14 protein-coding genes are annotated in these 14,954 nt (G+C 69.5%); 12 read left to right on the top strand and 2 right to left on the bottom strand.

Annotated features, from left to right (window positions below):
* Positions 1–24: 24 nt before the first annotated feature.
* Entirely contained in the window at positions 25–915 is an 891-nt protein-coding gene (locus ACWCOV_RS16435; RefSeq protein ID WP_449830085.1) for a LysR substrate-binding domain-containing protein, read from the top strand.
* On the opposite strand, the gene ACWCOV_RS16430 is transcribed toward ACWCOV_RS16435, so the two are convergent.
* Complete coding sequence (locus ACWCOV_RS16430; protein ID WP_449830084.1) at positions 898–2,520, bottom strand: AMP-binding protein; 1,623 nt, start codon at positions 2,518–2,520, stop codon at positions 898–900. The genes ACWCOV_RS16435 and ACWCOV_RS16430 overlap by 18 nt on opposite strands.
* A gap of 152 nt (positions 2,521–2,672) precedes the next feature.
* On the opposite strand from ACWCOV_RS16430, the gene ACWCOV_RS16425 reads away from it, so the two are divergent.
* The 8 genes from ACWCOV_RS16425 to ACWCOV_RS16390 all read left to right on the top strand — a co-directional run bounded on the left by ACWCOV_RS16425 (position 2,673) and on the right by ACWCOV_RS16390 (position 9,303).
* Positions 2,673–4,136 (top strand): restriction endonuclease, encoded by a 1,464-nt coding sequence (locus ACWCOV_RS16425; protein ID WP_449830083.1) that lies wholly within the window; start codon positions 2,673–2,675, stop codon positions 4,134–4,136.
* A 58-nt stretch (positions 4,137–4,194) separates the two neighbouring features.
* Positions 4,195–4,824 carry a nucleotidyltransferase domain-containing protein gene (locus tag ACWCOV_RS16420; protein WP_449830082.1) on the top strand — a complete coding sequence of 210 codons (630 nt, stop codon included), beginning with the start codon at positions 4,195–4,197 and terminating at the stop codon, positions 4,822–4,824.
* Positions 4,824–5,219 (top strand): HEPN domain-containing protein, encoded by a 396-nt coding sequence (locus ACWCOV_RS16415; protein WP_449830081.1) that lies wholly within the window; start codon positions 4,824–4,826, stop codon positions 5,217–5,219. Before ACWCOV_RS16420 ends, ACWCOV_RS16415 begins: the two co-directional genes overlap by 1 nt.
* Before the next feature lie 164 nt (positions 5,220–5,383).
* The gene (locus ACWCOV_RS16410; protein ID WP_449830080.1) at positions 5,384–6,004 is read left to right on the top strand and encodes an SIMPL domain-containing protein; all 621 of its coding nucleotides are present in this window, start codon (positions 5,384–5,386) and stop codon (positions 6,002–6,004) included.
* 51 nt (positions 6,005–6,055) lie between these two features.
* Positions 6,056–6,805 (top strand): hypothetical protein, encoded by a 750-nt coding sequence (locus tag ACWCOV_RS16405; protein WP_449830079.1) that lies wholly within the window; start codon positions 6,056–6,058, stop codon positions 6,803–6,805.
* 34 nt (positions 6,806–6,839) lie between these two features.
* Positions 6,840–8,075 carry an Nramp family divalent metal transporter gene (locus ACWCOV_RS16400; protein WP_449830078.1) on the top strand — a complete coding sequence of 412 codons (1,236 nt, stop codon included), beginning with the start codon at positions 6,840–6,842 and terminating at the stop codon, positions 8,073–8,075.
* A 1-nt stretch (position 8,076) separates the two neighbouring features.
* Positions 8,077–8,862, top strand: coding sequence for a metallophosphoesterase (locus ACWCOV_RS16395; RefSeq protein WP_449830077.1), 786 nt, complete (start codon positions 8,077–8,079; stop codon positions 8,860–8,862).
* 69 nt (positions 8,863–8,931) lie between these two features.
* Entirely contained in the window at positions 8,932–9,303 is a 372-nt protein-coding gene (locus ACWCOV_RS16390; protein WP_449830076.1) for a DUF427 domain-containing protein, read from the top strand.
* On the opposite strand, the gene ACWCOV_RS16385 is transcribed toward ACWCOV_RS16390, so the two are convergent.
* Positions 9,290–10,063 (bottom strand): alpha/beta fold hydrolase, encoded by a 774-nt coding sequence (locus ACWCOV_RS16385; protein WP_449830075.1) that lies wholly within the window; start codon positions 10,061–10,063, stop codon positions 9,290–9,292. The genes ACWCOV_RS16390 and ACWCOV_RS16385 overlap by 14 nt on opposite strands.
* 100 nt (positions 10,064–10,163) lie before the next feature.
* On the opposite strand from ACWCOV_RS16385, the gene ACWCOV_RS16380 reads away from it, so the two are divergent.
* Genes ACWCOV_RS16380 through ACWCOV_RS16370 form a run of 3 tightly spaced genes read left to right on the top strand, consistent with a single transcriptional unit; the run spans position 10,164 to position 14,945 of the window.
* Complete coding sequence (locus tag ACWCOV_RS16380; RefSeq protein ID WP_449830074.1) at positions 10,164–10,976, top strand: GNAT family N-acetyltransferase; 813 nt, start codon at positions 10,164–10,166, stop codon at positions 10,974–10,976.
* Positions 10,973–13,258, top strand: a complete 2,286-nt coding sequence (locus ACWCOV_RS16375; RefSeq protein ID WP_449830073.1) for a helicase-associated domain-containing protein — start codon at positions 10,973–10,975, stop codon at positions 13,256–13,258. The genes ACWCOV_RS16380 and ACWCOV_RS16375 overlap by 4 nt, the downstream gene beginning before the upstream one ends.
* A 46-nt stretch (positions 13,259–13,304) precedes the next feature.
* Complete coding sequence (locus ACWCOV_RS16370) at positions 13,305–14,945, top strand: DNA repair helicase XPB (RefSeq protein ID WP_449830072.1); 1,641 nt, start codon at positions 13,305–13,307, stop codon at positions 14,943–14,945.
* The last annotated feature ends 9 nt before the right edge of the window (positions 14,946–14,954 follow it).

The raw sequence follows: 14,954 nt of genomic DNA, 5'->3' as shown, positions 1-14,954 counted from the left end.
AGCTAATCGATCGGAGGTCGGGAGATGGCGGTCGAGATCCGCGAGCTGGAGTGCTTCCTGGTGCTCGCGGACGAGCGGCACTTCGGCCGTACGGCGGAACGCCTCTATCTCTCGCAGAGCCGCGTCAGCCAGCTGCTGCAGTCGCTCGAACGCCGGATCGGCGGGCAGCTGTTCGAGCGGACCAGCCGCCGGGTCGCGCTGACTCCGCTCGGCAAGGAGTTCCTCACCTCGCTGCGACCGGCGTACGCGGCGCTGGAGCGAGTGGTGGAGAACGCCCGCGACTACGCGAACTGCGTGAAGGGCCAGCTCCGGATCGGCTTCCAGGGCACGGCGAACGACCAGATCCTCGCCGCGGTGTCGGAGTTCCAGTCCCGCAATCCGAACTGCCTGATCGACACCGTCGAGCTGCCCCTGAACGACCCGTTCGGCGCGCTGCGACGCGGCGAGGTCGACGCGGCCGTCGTGATGATGCCCGTCGCGGAGGACGATCTCGTCCTCGGCCCGGTCTTCTCCCGCCAGCCGCAAACGCTCACGGTCTCCACCCGGCACCCGCTCGCCGGCCGCGAGCACCTCGACGTCGAGGACCTGGCCGGCGAGGTGCTGATCGCCGTCTCCGGCCCGGCGCCCGGCTACTGGCGTCAGGCCCAGGCGCCGACGCAGACCCCGGCCGGCGCGTTGATCCACCGCGGCCCGGAGTACCGCACCCTCCAGGAAGGCCTGTCCCTGATCGCAGCCGACCGCGGCGGCATGCTGCTGTGCCACCGCAGCGCCGAGCAGAACCGCCGGGCCGACATCGTCAACATCCCGATCACCGGCGTCGCCGAGTCGGCCCTCGGCCTGATCTGGCGTCGTGGTGAGGACACGCCTTCCCTGCAGGCGTTCGCGACCTACCTGAGGTCACGCGAGTCCGAGTAGCTCCACCGACTTCTCGCGCATCTCGACCTTGCGGACCTTGCCGGTCACCGTCATCGGGAAGTCGTCGACGAGGACGACGTACTTCGGGATCTTGAAGTGCGCGAGCTTGCCGGTGGCGAAGGTCCGGACGGCGTCGGAGTCGAGGGGATCGGCGCCGGGCTTGAGCTTGATCCAGGCGCAGAGCTCCTCGCCGTACCTGGCGTCCGGTACGCCGACCACCTGGACGTCGGCCACCGACGGGTGCGTGTAGAGGAACTCCTCGATCTCCCGCGGGTACACGTTCTCGCCGCCGCGGATCACCATGTCCTTGATCCGGCCGACGATGTTCACGTAGCCGTCCTCGCGCATCACCGCCAGGTCGCCGGTGTGCATCCAGCGCGCCTGGTCGATCGCCTCCGCGGTCTTCTGCGGCTCGTCCCAGTAGCCGAGCATCACCGAGTACCCGCGGGTGCACAGCTCCCCCGGCTCACCTCTGTCGACCACGAGCCCGGTGGCCGGGTCGACCAGCTTCACCTCGACGTGCGGCATCACCCGGCCGACTGTCGACGTACGGCGGTCCAGGTCGTCGTCGCGACGGGTCTGCGTCGACACCGGCGAGGTCTCGGTCATGCCGTAGCAGATCGCCACCTCGGCCATGTGCATGTCCGCGACGCACCGCTTCATCACCTCGATCGGGCACGGCGACCCGGCCATCACACCGGTCCGCAGACTCGTCAGGTCGTAGTCGCCGAAGTCGGGCAGCCCGAGCTCGGCGATGAACATCGTCGGTACGCCGTACAGCCCGGTGCACCGCTCTTCCTGGACGGCTCGCAGGGTCGCGGCCGGGTCGAACGCCGGGCCCGGAATCACCATGCAGGCGCCGTGCGTCGTACAGCCGAGGTTGCCCATCACCATGCCGAAGCAGTGGTAGAAGGGCACCGGGATGCACAGCCTGTCCTGCTCGGTGAACGCGATCGTCTCGGTGACGAAGAAGCCGTTGTTGAGGATGTTGTGGTGGCTGAGCGTGGCGCCCTTCGGGAAGCCGGTGGTGCCGCTGGTGTACTGGATGTTGATCGGGTCGTCGAAGGTCAGCTCGGCCTCGCGGGCGTGCAGCTCGCCGACCGGGATCCGGTCCGCGGCCGACCGGAGCTCGTCCCAGTCGCCGGTGCCGATGTAGACGATCTCCTCCAGCGCCGGGCAGTCCGGGCGCACCTCGTCGACCATCGCGCGGTAGTCACTGGTCTTGAACTCGGTCGCCGAGATCAGCATCCGGACCCCGGACTGGTTCAGCGCGTAGGCCAGCTCGTGGGTCCGGTACGCCGGGTTGATGTTCACCAGGATCGCGCCGATCGTGGCGGTCGCGTACTGCGTGATCGTCCACTCGGCGCAGTTCGGGGACCAGATGCCGACCCGGTCACCCTTCGCGATCCCGCGGGCCAGCAGGCCGCGCGCGACCACGTCGACCTCGGCGCCGAACTCGCCGTACGTCCAGCGCCTTCCGGTCTGGACCTCCACGAGTGCGTCGCGGTCGCCGTACCTGCTCACCGTGCGTCTGAGGTTGGCGCCGATCGTCTCGCCCAGCAACGGAACCTCGGACACCCCGGACACGTAGGAAGGCAGGCTCATAAGGGCCATCGTCACGTGGGCCAGGTGCGCCTGCAAGTGCACGTGCGGCAGGAAACAGGGGGTGGACGGCAAGCAATGTCCTTACCAACTCTCCGTCACTTCGGTCGCGGAGCGTGGCCGGGCAGTTACAGTAGATCGGAGAGGTGTGAGGCATGGGCCGTTCCTTGGAAGGTCAGGCCCGCAGCGATCGGCCGCCGGGACGCACCGCGGAGGCGGCCCAGCGAACCGCTGCGGTGGTCGAGCGTGTCCGGGCCCTGGGCAACGTGCTCTCCGGCGCGCTCGCGATCGAGGTCGACGGCACCGATCTGCAGACCCTGAAACGGGCCCCGCGGCGGGCGCCGCCGACCGTCTCGCCGGCCGATCTCGAAGCGCATCCCGGACCGGTCTGGGATGCGTTTGTGCCCCACACACCAGGCCGCTTCCGCTGGTGGGGCGCCGACCGGAGGTTCGCGCGTCGACTCGCCGACGCGGAGGACCGGTTCGCCGAAGCGATCGAACGGCACCGGGCGGCCGAGGAGAACCGCCGCGAGCGCGTGGCTCGCGCGCTGCGGGACCAGGTCGAGCAACAGCGCCGGCTCGACGAGGCGACCGCGGAGCAGCACGCCCGGGTCGACGCCTACCAGCGCGCGGTCGAGGGCCGGGACCGGGCTGCGGTCACCAAGTACTTCCAGAAGGCGCTCGATCGGGTTGCCGAGCCGCTCGACTTCCCCCGCCGGCGCCGGGTCGGCTACGTCCCCGAGTCCACCCTGCTGGCAGTCGAGTGGGAGCTTCCGGGGGTGGACGTCGTACCGGCTGAGGCCTCCTACGTTTACGACCGCGCCAAGGATGCCGTGGTGGCGGTGCCGCGCCCGTCGCAGGAGATGCGGCTGCTGTACCAGCAACTCGTTGCCCAGTTGGCGTTGCGGGCCTTGCACGTGGTGTTCGGGAGCGACCGGTACGGCGTGGTGGACACGGTGGTGTTCAACGGGATGGTCGAGTCGGTGGACCTGCCGACCGGGCAGACCGTGCGGCCGTGCCTGATCACGTTGCGGGCGACGAAGGAGCAGTTCCAGGCGCTGGTGCTGGACCAGCTCGATCCGGTCGCCTGCGTGCGGCACTACTTCTCGGCGGAGGTGTCACGGCATCCGGAGGAGTTGCAGCCGGTGGAGCCCGTGCTCGAGTTCGACCTCGCCGATCCCCGGACGATCGAGCCGGTGGACGTGATCAGCGAGCTCGACAGCCGGCCGAACCTGCTGGAGCTCAGCCCGGAGTCCTTCGAGCACCTGGTTCAGAACCTGCTCACCCGGATGGGCCTGGAGACGCGGCTGTTCCGCCGCGGCCACGACGGCGGCATCGACTGCGTCGCCTACGACCCGCGGCCGATCACCGGCGGCAAGTTCGTCGTCCAGGCCAAGCTCTGGACCCGCACCGTGCCGCCGTCCGCCGTCCGCGACCTCTTCGGCACCGTCCTCGACGCCGGCGCCACCAAGGGCATCCTCATCACCACCAGCGGCTTCGGCCCCTCCAGCTACCAGTTCGCCACCGGCAAACCCCTCCAACTCATCGACGGCACCGCCCTCCTCTCCCTCTGCCACCACCACAACATCCCCGCCCGCATCATCCGCCGCGCTAGCTGAGTATTGTTCTGAAAAGTGGGCATATGGCTGATATAGTGGGCAGCTGGAGGTGGTTGCCATGCAGTTCCCAGAACCAGTGTCGAGCGTGGTTCCAGGGCTGCACGGCCGCGTTCTCGGCGTCCTCGCCCGGACCGACAAGCCGCTGACAGGGCGCGCGGTCACCAGCCTGCTGCGCATCTCGGCAAGTCCCAGCGGGGTACAGAAGGTTCTCGACGAACTGGTGCGGAACGGCATTGTCAGGTCCGAGCCGGCCGGCCGCGCAAAGCTGTACACCCTCAACCGTGACCACGTCGCCTACTCAGCCATCGACACGCTCGCGCGGCTTCGCGAACTGCTGCTCGAACGACTCAAGGCCGAGGCAGAGTCATGGGAGGTGCCGGCCAAGGCGGTGTGGCTGTTCGGGTCAACCGCTCGCGGCCAGGGCGGGACGGACAGCGACCTGGACCTCCTCGTCGTACGCCCGGACGAGGTCGACGAATCCGATCCTCGATGGCTGTCGCAGGTGGAGACACTCACCGAACACGCAACGCTCTGGTCCGGCAACGCCTGCCAAGTCGTTGAGTACAGCGCACAGGAGATCCGCGACCTGATCGACCGAGGCGAGCGCCTGGTCAGCGAACTCCGCCGCGACGCCGTCCCGGTCGCCGGCAGATCACCTCAACGCACACTCACCCGAAAGGCCGGTTAGTGGCAGCTCTCGACGAAGCCCGAGCCCACCTGGCAAAGGCCCGCGAGTTCCTCGAAGCCGCCGAGCTGACCAATGACCTCGGGCTGTACAACGCCGCCGCGTCGAACGCGGTCACCTCAGGCATCAACTCCAAGGACGCAATCTGTCTCGCCTTGACCGGCCGGACGAGAAAGTCCGACAACCACGCGGAAGCCGTTGCCGAGCTGAAGAACGCGGGACCGGCGGGGCGGGACAGCAGTACGACGCTGTCCCGCCTGCTGAAGCTCAAGTCGAAGTGTCAGTACCAGGCGGCCCCGGTATCGGCCACAGATGCGGCGAAGAGCATCGACTGGGCTGCGCGCTTGCTGGAATCAGCGCAGTCCGTCGCACCTGGCCAAGGCAGCGGGGACTCGTAGATCTGGAGTTCGGTGTCGGTGGGGTCTTCGCCGTCGTCGGGGGCGGTGTTGAGGCGGAGTTTGGAGTCGGTGGTGACGGTGCAGTCTCCGGCGGCCGGTTTACGGAATGGCCGACACCAGGTGGTCCGAGTCCGTTGACCGAGGGAAGTGTCAGACTGCATGGCATGGACACTGGGGTGAGCGTTGTCGGGTCGGGACAGGTGAGTGCGGCGCCGGACGTACTGCGGATGACGCTGAGCGTCGGCCATGACGCGGCCGACGTGGCAACCGCGGTCTCGCAGGTGGCGCAGCGGACGGACGCGGTGATCGCGGCGCTGCGACAGCAGGGGGTCGAGGCCGCCGACATCGCGACCAGTTCGGTGCAGGTGCATCCGCAGTACAAGGAGATGGCGGCGCCGAGCGGATTCCACGCGTCGCACAGCCTGACGATCACCACCACCGACCTGACCGGCTTCGGCCGGCTGCTGAACGCGGCGGTGGATGCCGCAGGCAACAGCCTCGGACTCGACTACCTGCAGTTCGACGTCCAGGAGAAGGGCCCGCTGCTCACCCGGGCCCGCGAGCTCGCCTTCCGCCAGGCGCGGGAGAAGGCCGAGGAGCTCGCCGGACTCGCCGGCTACTCCCTCGGCTCCGTCACGATGATCTCCGAGTCGCACGGCTACTTCCCGATCCGCGAGCAGGCTCAGAGCAAGATGCTGGGTGGTGGCTTCGACGCGGCGGTCAGCATCAGCCCGGGCGACCAGGCCATTGAGGTCTCGTTGCAGGTGCACTTCTCCTGGGCGTGATGGACCGAGTTCCGGTCTAGACTCGTTGCAACTTTCCTGGGGAGGGAACTCATGGTGTTGCAGCGAGCCGTTGTCCCGGCCGTCCTCTTACTGACCCTGGTCGCCTGCGGCGGATCCGACACCGCGGGCGGCTCGGCGACGACACCGACGCCGACGCCGTCCGCGAGCAGCGGTACGCCGAGCGCCGTACCGACGACTCCGGCTGCGCCGCCGTCCAAGGCTCCGGTCGCCCGGACGAAGGCGACGCTGACCAAGGCGCTGCTGGCGCTGGAGGACCTGCCGGCCGGCTTCGCGATCGATCCGGACGCGGAGGGCGACGACGGGACCGAGCTGTCGTCGACGAACGCCAAGTGCGCGAAGCTGGTGCAGCTGTTCAACGCCGACTCGACGCCGGGCGCGAAGGTCGGGGTGACCCGGGGGTTCTCCGGCGGTCAGAACGGGCCGTTCGTCGGTGAGACGCTCGAGGCGATGCCGTCGGCCGCGGCGAACACCGCCTACCTGGCCTCCGTCAAGGCAGCGGTGAAGGCCTGCGGCAAGGCCAAGCTCAGCATCGAAGGCGTCGGCAGCTCGACGGTCACGGTCACCGAGGTCGCTGCGCCCAAGGCCGGCACCACCCCGGTCGCGGTCCGGTTCTCCGCGGCGAGCGGCCCGCTGGCGGGGCTCGAGGTGACGTTCGCGTTCGCCGCGCTCGGCGACGTACTGCTCAGCATGAACTTCGACACCTCGGACATCGAGGAGCCTGTGGTCGAGGCGGCCGCCAAGGCGAGCAAGGTGCTGGGGACGTCGACCACCGGAACCTGACCGCGGGGGTTGCGGCGTCGGGGAGACTTCTTCCATGTACGCGCCGGCGCCGCTGAAACGGCAGTTGAGCCGGTCCGGGCTGTTGCTGCTCGGACCGGCCTTCGTCGCGGCCGTCGCGTACGTGGATCCGGGCAACTTCGCGACCAACATCGCGGCCGGGGCGACGTACGGCTACCTGCTCTGCTGGGTCGTGGTCGGGGCGAACCTGATGGCCGTCCTGGTGCAGTACCTGGCCGCCAAGGCGAGTATCGCGACCGGCCGGACCCTCCCCCAGCTCTGCCGGGACCACTTCAAACGGTCCACGTCCACCGGGTTGTGGGCGCAGGCCGAACTGGTGGCGATCGCGACCGACCTGGCCGAGGTGGTCGGCGGCGCGATCGCGCTGAACCTGCTGTTCGGGATCCCGCTCCTGCTCGGCGGTGTGATCACGGGCGCGGTGTCGTTCGGGCTGCTGATCTACCAGTCGAAGCGCGGGCAGCGTCCGTTCGAGGCGGCGATCATCGGGCTGCTCGCGGTGGTGCTGCTCGGGTTCGTGGTGTCGACGGTGCAGTCGGAGCCGTCGGGCACCGCCGTACTGGGTGGTCTGGTGCCGCGGCTGGACGGGACCGAGTCGCTGGTGCTGGCGGCCGGCATGCTCGGCGCGACCGTGATGCCGCACGCGATCTGGCTGCACGGGGCACTCGTCACCGACCGCCACTGGAAGACGCTCGGCTCGGCCGAGGGCAAGACCCGGGTACTACGAGCCACCAGGCTGGATGTGGCCGTCGCGATGGCACTGGCCGGCGCGGTCAACCTCGCGATGGTGGTGGTCGCCGCGGCCGCCTTGGACGGCACCGGCGCCGACTCCCTGGACGCGGCGCACAGTGCGATCGGCGTCCGGCTCGGTGAGATGCCCGCGCTGCTGTTCGCGTTGGCCCTGCTGGCGAGCGGGTTCGCGTCCTCCTCGGTCGGCACGTACGCCGGCTCGGTGATCCTGGACGGCTTCTGGCGGCGCCACGTCCCGCTGGCGGCCCGGCGGCTGATCACGCTGGTGCCGGCGCTGCTGGTCCTTGCGATTGGCATCGATCCCAGCCGGGCGCTGGTGGTTTCGCAGGTGGTGCTGAGCTTCGGCATCCCGTGCGCGCTCTGGCCGCTGGTCCGATTGACCGCCTCCCGGCGCGTCATGGGCGACTTTGTCAACCGGTGGGCGACTACTCTCACCGCATGCCTGGTAGCGACCGCCGTCTCGGTGCTGAACGTCGTACTGATCGTCCTCACCTTCCGGGGATGACATGACCTCTGTCTATGCCGTCAGCGACATCCACGGTCACCCTGAGAAGCTGCAGGCGTCGTTGCACGCGGCCGGGCTGACGGATGCCGAGGGCAACTGGTCCGGGGCGGACGCGCGACTGTGGTTCCTCGGTGACTTCTTCGATCGCGGCCCGGACGGGATCGGCGTACTGCGCTTCGTCCGCAGGCTGATCGACCAGGCGCCGGACGACGCGATCCGGGTGCTGCTCGGCAACCACGAGATCCTCGCGCTCGGGATGCACAAGTTCGGCGGCACCTTCGTCCCGCACGACGGGATCACCAGCCGCAGCTTCGAGCGGTCCTGGGCGCTGAACGGCGGCCAGGACCGGGACCAGGAACTGCTCACCGACGACGACGTCGAGTGGCTGCTCGACCGGCCGATGCTCGGGCTGGACGCGGGCCACCTGCTGATGCACTCCGACACCGCGGAGTACGTCGAGTGGGGTGACACGATCGACCAGATCAACGCCGCCGCGAGCGCCGACCTGCACAGTGACGACATCGTGGTCTGGTGGGAGGTCTGGCGGCGGATGACGTCGCGGTACGCGTTCCGCGGCCCGGGCGGCCCACAGGTCGCCTCGATCCTGCTCGAGCACCTCGGCGGCCACCGGATCGTGCACGGCCACAGCATCATCGCCGACCAGCTCGGCATCGACCCGGCGTACCTCACCGAGCCACTGCTGTACGCCGACGGCCTGGTCCTCGGCATCGACGGCGGCGCCTTCGACGGCGGCCCGTGCCTGGTGGTCGAACTCGAACAGCTGTAACGGGAATGCCGCTGCACGCTCCCCGGTTGTTGAAAAGTTGACGGTGAACCACGCCCTTGGGAGACGTTGATGGCTCTGCAGAAGATTCCCGGTCCGGACCACCCGATCACGATCGCGAAGAACCCGGACCGGGTGGTGGTGAAGGCCGGTGAGCAGGTGATCGCGGACACCCGGGACGCGTTGTCACTGCAGGAGGCGAGCTACCCGGCGGTGCAGTACATCCCGCGGGACGACGTCGACCTGACGCTGCTGGAGCGCACCGACCACCACACGTACTGCCCGTACAAGGGCGACGCGTCGTACTACAGCGTGCTGCCCGCCGGCTCGACCGGGGTGAACGCGGTCTGGACCTACGAGCAGCCGTACGACGCGGTCGCCGACATCCGCGAGTACCTGGCCTTCTACCCGGACAAGGTGTCGATCGAGATCATCGTCGACTGAGGAACTCGCGCAGCACCGGAGCGAGGATCTCCGGCGGTACGACGTGGTCCTGGTCGGCCAGCTCGTGCAGTGACGCGGCCGGCAGCTCCTTCACGATCCGGTGCGCCGCGTCGACCATGAACGGCGGCGACGCGGTCCCGGCCACGACGAGGGTCGGCTGCATGAGCTTGGCGAGCAGGTCGACCGGCACCCGTCCGCCCGGTGCGGCGTGGTCCATCACGGCGAAGTCGTACGCCAGGGTCGGGGCGAGGTCGGCGACACCAGGAGCCGCCGCGGTCTCCACGGCTGCCTCCTTCGGCATGCCCGCCATCAGCAGGAACAGCTCGACCGCCTCCTGTCGGCGCCCTTGCGTGATCAGCTCGATCACCTCCGCACCGTCCTCCTCCGTGTCCACGTCGTCCGGACCGTACGGCGGCTCGTGCAGCACCACCTGCGTGAACGGCAGCCCGGTCCCCGCGGCGACCGCGACGAGTCCGGCGCCTGACGAGTGCCCGTAGACGGCCGCCGTACCGCCGACGGCTGTCAGCAGCGCGCCGATGTCGTCCACCTCGCGCAGTACGTCGTACGGCGTCCTGTCGCCGCTGTCACCGCGGCCGCGGCGGTCGTACGTCACCACGTCGAAGTCGGCCGCCAGCTCGTCGGCCAGCGGCCGCAGTGCGCTCCGGTCGCACAGCGCACCCGGGACCAGGATCAGCCGCGGGCCGCTGCCCAGGCGTTCGTAGGCGATCGTCGTACCGTCCGCCGAAGTCACCGTCTGCATGTCGTCCTCCTCAGGGCGTTGTCGGTGACGTCGGAGCCGGGGTGCGAAGTTCGACACAATCCCTGGCGCCGGTCGCGCTCGGGTGATTCACTGCGTCGCGATGATCAGCAGAGTCGACGACTACCTCCACGCGGTCCCGCTGTCCGGTGCCGTGGCCGAGCAGGTCGGTCCGTTCACCCTCTTCCGCAGTACGACGGTCTGGCCGTACTACGCGCGTCCGGTGCCTCGCAACGGGGCCGCGGTCAAGCCGGACGATGTCGACGTACTGCGGTCGCGGTGCGAGGAGCTCGGGATCCCGGTGAGTTTCGAGTGGGTCGTCGACACCTGCCCGTCGCTCGGTCCGGCGGCTGCGGAGGCCGGGCTGTCCGTGGTCGAGCACCCGTTGCTTGTGCTCGAGCGCGACCAGTTCCGGCCGGCGTCGGCGGATGCCCGGTGCGAGATCCTGCCGGCGGACGCCACTGTACTGCGGCAGGCCCGGGCGGTCGCGTCGCTGGCTTTCGGCGACCCGGGTACGGCGGTCGGCGTGGCCGGACCGCAGGAGCGCGACGCGAAGGCTGCTGAGGTGGCCGATGACTTGATCGAGGCGGTCCTGGACCGGGTTCGCCGCGGCGTCACGGTGTCCGCCGCCGCGTTCACCGACGACGGCATGGTCGCCAGCGGCCAGCACCAGCCAGTCGGCACCACCACCGAGATCGTCGGCGTCGGCACGCTCCCGTCCATGCGCCGCCGAGGACTCGCCGCCGCGGTGACCAGCGCCTTGGCCGAGCACGCCTTCGCCAACGGCATCGACCTCATCCTCCTCTCCGCCGAAACCAACGCGGTAGCCGCCGTCTACGAACGCGTCGGCTTCCACCGCATCGCCACAGCCGCCGCCGCGGAGCAGCTCCCAATGGGCGTACCGTTTGAGGGATGAGCACGACCGAGCGGAGTCGTCCGCGTACCCTTGCTGAGGCGTTGCGTGCGTGGGATGACTCTGCGCTGGGGCGATTGCTGCAGCGGCGGCCTGATCTGGCGGTGCCGATTCCCGCGGACACCGGGCAGCTGGCGGCTCGGGCGACCACGAATGCCTCGGCCGCGCGGGCGATCAATCGGCTGGATGAGTTCGGTGTCGACCTGCTGGAGGCGCTGTCGGCGCTGCCTGAGCCGGTGGGGCTGGCGGACCTGGCGGCCGGCGTTGACCAGCCTGTCGAGGTGGTCCGGCCGCGGGTCGAGGAGCTGCTCGACCTGGCGCTGGTGTGGGGTAGCGAGGACGACCTACGGCCCATCCGCGCGGTGCACGAGTTGCTCGGGCCGACACCCGCCGGCCTCGGTCCGGTCACTACGCGACATTTCGGCGACCTGGACAAGCTGATCGAGGAGGCCGGTCCGGACGCGCGTGCGGTGCTGGACAAGCTGACGTGGGGTCCGCCGACCGGTTCGGTGGAGAAGGCTGAGCGGCCGGTGACGATCGCCTCGGCCCGTACGCCGGTCGAGCGGTTGCTCGCGCGCGGTCTCGTCGTACCGAAGGATGCGAACACCGTGGTGCTGCCACGGCAGATCGGGCTGCACCTGCGTGGCGGGCGGGTGCTGGCGTCGACGCGGCCGGTGCCGCCGCCGCTGGACGGCAAGCGGGTCTCGGCAGCGATCGGCGATCGGGCAGCTGCTGGTGCGGCGCTCGATCTGGTGCGCCTTGTCGATCGTGCTCTGGAGCAGCTCGGCACTGAGCCGCCGCCTGTGCTCCGTACTGGTGGTGTCGGCGTCCGTGAGCTGCGCAGCCTGGCCGGCAAGATCGGTGCGGAAGAGCAAACGACCGCTGCGGTGCTGGAGATCGCTTACGCCGCTGGGCTCGTTGCGGCGGTGGAGGTCGGCACTAGTGAGCTCTGGCTGCCGACCAGCTCGTACGACGACTGGCTGGAGCTCGGACTCGCACAACGGTGGGCTCAGCTCGTCATGGCGTGGTTCACCGGGCTCCGAGCGATCGGACTGATCGGCCGGCGGGACAGCGGCGGTGCGACGGCTGCCGCGCGTGAGCGGCTGATCAACGCGCTGGCGCCTGACCTGGAGCGGCTGCTGGCCCCAGAGATCCGAGTGCTCGCCCTGCAGGCGTTGGCCGAGGCAGAAGCTGGTACGGCGCCCGCGACGGAGTCTGTGGTCACCTGGGTCGCCTGGCACCGGCCGCGGCGTGGTGGGCAGTTCCGGGACGAGCTGGTCGAGTGGACGATCACTGAGGCCGCACTGCTCGGCCTGACTGGCCTCGGGGCTCTGGCGAAGCATGCACGGCCGCTGCTCGCGGCAGAGCCCACCGCCGAGGACCTGGCTGAGGCGATCAGCCCGCTCGTCCCCGAGCCGGTGTCCGAGGTCCTGCTGCAAGCGGACCTCACTGCGGTCGCGCCCGGCCCCCTGATCCGCACTGTGCAGGACGAGCTGTCCTCCATGGCTGACGTGGAGTCGCACGGCGGTGCGGGTGTCTACAGGTTCAGTGAGAGCTCAGTACGGCGAGCCTTCGACCTCGGACGAACCGCGGACCAGCTGCACAAGTGGCTGGCCGAGCATTCCCGCACACCGGTCCCCCAGCCGCTCACGTACCTCATCGACGACGTTGCGCGGCGTCACGGCGTACTCCGGCTTGGCACGGCGTCGACGTACCTGCGGTGTGACGACGAGGACGTGCTGACGCAGTTGCTCAGCTCGAACCTGCCGGGCATCCGGTTCCGCCGGCTGGCGCCGACGGTCGTGGTGTCGCCGTCGCCGCCGGACATGGTGCTGAGCCGGTTGCGCGAGGCCGGTCTGGCGCCGCTGGCGGAGACGTTCGACGGGGTCGTGCACGTGACCACGGCCGCGACCCGACGGGGTGAGACTCCGCGTCGCCGTACCAGCCGGGACTTCGTCGACAGCCCGCTCGACCTCACCGACGACCAGGTGAAGGCCGTCATCGAGAAGGTCCGCGCCGGCGACCGCATCGCCGCCGAGCGCCCCGCCGACGAGGGCCTGGTCGAACCCACCGCCCCGGCCGAGACCATCGGCGTCCTCTCCAACGCCGCCGAGGCCCACACCCGCACCTGGATCTCCTACGTGGACCACAACGGCACCAGCTCCGAACGCATCGTCGAACCCGTCCGAGTAGCCGACGGCTGGCTCACCGCCTACGACGAAGGCGCCGACCAGCCCCGCACCTACGCCCTGCACCGGATAGCTGCCGCCCGCGCCGTCGATTGATCGCCTCAGGCACAATGGAAGGTCGGGGCGACGATAGGAGCATGGCGTGACAGACGGTCCATTGATTGTGCAGTCGGACAAGACCCTCTTGTTGGAGACTGCGCATGCGGACGCCAATGAGTGCCGGAAGGCTATTGCGCCGTTTGCTGAGCTGGAGCGGGCGCCGGAGCATGTGCACACCTACCGGCTGACGCCGCTGGGGCTGTGGAACGCGCGGGCGGCCGGGCACGACGCGGAGCAGGTCATCGACGTGCTGCTGCGGTACAGCCGCTACCCCGTCCCGCACTCGCTGCTTGTCGACATCGCCGAGACTCTGGACCGCTACGGGCGACTGCGGCTGGAGAAGCACCCGCAGCACGGGCTGGTGCTGGTGACGACCGACCGGCCGGTGCTGGAAGAGGTGCTGCGGAGCAACAAGGTCAAGCCGATGATGGGCGCCCGCATCGACGACGACACCGTGCTGGTGCACCCGTCGGAGCGCGGTCACCTCAAGCAGACCCTGCTCAAGCTCGGCTGGCCGGCCGAGGACCTCGCCGGGTACGTCGACGGTGAGACGCACAAGATCGAACTGGTCCGCAACGGCTGGGACATGCGCCCGTATCAGCAGCAGGCGGTCGACTCCTTCTGGCACGGTGGCTCCGGTGTCGTCGTCCTGCCCTGTGGGGCCGGCAAGACGATTGTCGGCGCGGCCGCGATGGCGCAGGCCTCCGCGACCACGCTGATCCTGGTCACCAACACGGTGTCCGCGCGGCAGTGGAAGGACGAGCTGCTCCGCCGGACCAGCCTGACCGAGGACGAGATCGGCGAGTACTCCGGTGCCCGCAAGGAGATCCGCCCGGTGACCATCGCGACGTACCAGGTGATGACGACCCGCCGGAAGGGCGTCTACTCGCACCTGGAGCTCTTCGACGCGCGCGACTGGGGCCTGATCGTGTACGACGAGGTGCACCTGCTGCCGGCGCCGATCTTCCGGATGACCGCCGACCTGCAGACCCGGCGGCGGATCGGCCTGACCGCGACCCTGGTCCGGGAGGACGGCCGCGAGGGTGACGTGTTCTCGCTGATCGGCCCGAAGCGGTACGACGCGCCCTGGAAGGACATCGAGGCGCAGGGCTGGATCGCGCCGGCCGACTGCGTCGAGGTGCGGGTGGACCTGGAGCAGACCGAGCGGTTCGTGTACGCGACCGCCGAGCCGGAGGACCGCTACCGGCTGGCCGCGTCGACCCCGGCGAAGTCGAGGCTGGTACGGCGGATCGCCGAGCACCACACCGACGAGCCGCTGCTGGTGATCGGCCAGTACATCGACCAGCTGGACGAGCTCGGCGAACGGCTGGAGTGCCCGGTGATCAAGGGCGAGACGACGGTCCGCGAACGCCAGCGGCTGTTCGACGCCTTCCGGGCCGGGGAGATCACCCGGCTGGTGGTCAGCAAGGTCGCCAACTTCTCCATCGACCTCCCCGAGGCGTCGGTCGCCATCCAGGTCTCCGGCACCTTCGGCTCCCGCCAGGAGGAGGCCCAGCGCCTCGGCCGGGTCCTCCGCCCCAAGGGCGACGGCCGCACCGCCCGCTTCTACTCCATCGTCGCCCGAGACACGGTAGACGCCGAGTTCGCCGCCCACAGGCAACGTTTTCTAGCCGAGCAGGGCTACGCCTACACCATCGTCGACGCCGAAAACCTCTTCGCCTGAGCTGAAGGA

The sequence above is a fragment of the Kribbella sp. NPDC002412 genome, from assembly GCF_053592935.1.
The sequence above is the reverse complement of the archived record's forward strand: the minus strand, read 5'-3'. Positions and strand labels throughout refer to the sequence as shown.